This window comes from Haloquadratum walsbyi J07HQW2 (assembly GCF_000415985.1).
Classification (GTDB): domain Archaea; phylum Halobacteriota; class Halobacteria; order Halobacteriales; family Haloferacaceae; genus Haloquadratum; species Haloquadratum walsbyi_B.
Genome location: NZ_KE356561.1, coordinates 23069 through 24425 on the forward strand (window position 1 = coordinate 23069; position 1357 = coordinate 24425).

General features: G+C 62.0%; 3 protein-coding genes. 2 read left to right on the forward strand and 1 reads right to left on the reverse strand.

Annotated elements, in window-relative coordinates; all coding sequences use genetic code 11:
* On the reverse strand, nucleotides 1-258 hold a 258-nt coding region (locus J07HQW2_RS00140), incomplete at its 3' end, for a DUF8069 family protein (protein WP_021053095.1).
* A gap of 145 nt (nucleotides 259-403) precedes the next feature.
* Here J07HQW2_RS00140 and J07HQW2_RS16760 point away from each other — a divergent pair.
* Nucleotides 404-811, forward strand: coding sequence for a DUF7509 family protein (locus tag J07HQW2_RS16760; protein WP_303703817.1), 408 nt, complete (start codon nucleotides 404-406; stop codon nucleotides 809-811).
* Nucleotides 812-827: 16 nt separating this feature from the next.
* Nucleotides 828-1097: a DUF7509 family protein gene (locus J07HQW2_RS16765; protein ID WP_303703819.1), complete on the forward strand. Its 270-nt coding sequence runs from the start codon at nucleotides 828-830 to the stop codon at nucleotides 1095-1097.
* Nucleotides 1098-1357: the final 260 nt, after the last annotated feature.

A 1357-nucleotide genomic window follows, 5' to 3' on the forward strand; every position in this document is an offset into this window, starting at 1 on the left:
GGCGTCGCGGCCGGCCGTCCAGCCACGGTGGAAGACGGCCAGCTGTGTCGATGAATCGAACGCGGTACCGCTCGGCTCGTGGATCAATACTTGATCCTCAGGTACCGGAGTGACGACGTCCGCGTCGACGAGGTCGCTGACTAGGTTCTGGGCAGTCGTGTCGTCGATGTCCGCGGTGTCGACGCTGGCGGCGTCGCGGTCCTGGGCGAACTGTTCGTAGTCGGCACTCGTGTCGTCGTGAGGATCGGAACCAGGCATAGTGAGTCACGTCGCGCACGCTGTCGCGCGCTGCACGCCTCCCGGCGCCGACAAACAACTCATGGCGTACAGATTCGGTACCCCTCGGATTCGCGCTGTAGTGAAATCGCCAATCAGATGCGTTTATACGCGAAGCGTGAGCAGTTTGACCCAATGCGAACGTACGAGGGGACCCGATTCGCGATGTCCTCCTCGAGCGGCTCGACCCAACCGCACACACCGAGTTCCTCGTCTACGTGATGGGGCACACGACGATCCAACTCGACTACTTTCTCCGCGACGACGTTGCTGTCGACGAAAGCGATGTCGATCTAGGCGCATTCGGCGACGCGGAAGCCGACTCCTTGACGAACTGCGCGAGACCGTCGAGTGGTTGCGGACGGAACTAGGGGTGAACGCGTTTCTCGCCGTCGACCCAGCCATCCCGACGGAAACCCATCCGGAGGAGACGGATCAGGAGCGGATGAACGTAATCAGCCAGTCGAAAGCGTACGCCGAGGCGAGTAATGCCGTCGTTTGTCCTCCCGAAGGCGGGCGTCCGCGATGGTGTTGACATCGAGGTCGGCGCTGTGCTCTCCGGCTTCGATCTTGGGCACGGGGAGGGGACTCCACAGAAGCCACCCCAGCGATTTCACGTCTTCCGCGAACACGGCGTCGCGAGCGCAACGCTCGATGCTGTCCCTTACGAGTACGAAGTCGCCCTCACCGAGTACGGCACTCGATCAGAACTCCAAGACCAACTCGCACGGTTTCTCGCGGGGATACTTCGCTCGGAACGCCGTGGCGACCTACCGCCCGTTGACAACGACTCCGCGACCGCTGACGGGGCAGGCGAGTAATCCGACGGCTCGAACGAAACGTCGCCGCTGTAATGTTCCCGATCCAGAGCCGCCTTCCAAGGCACTGAATAAGGATGAATTCCTCACGAATACTGTGGTGAAAGCCCGGCAGCGCAGCGCCCGGACCATGGAGGCGGGTTGGGTGGCGGGAAGCGGGTGAACGGGCACCAACAAAAAAGAAGTGAGCGTCAGCTGGCTATGCTTCCCACCACCGACCGCGCTCCGGGAAGTGGATATCCGACCATCCGGTCAGCGCGATT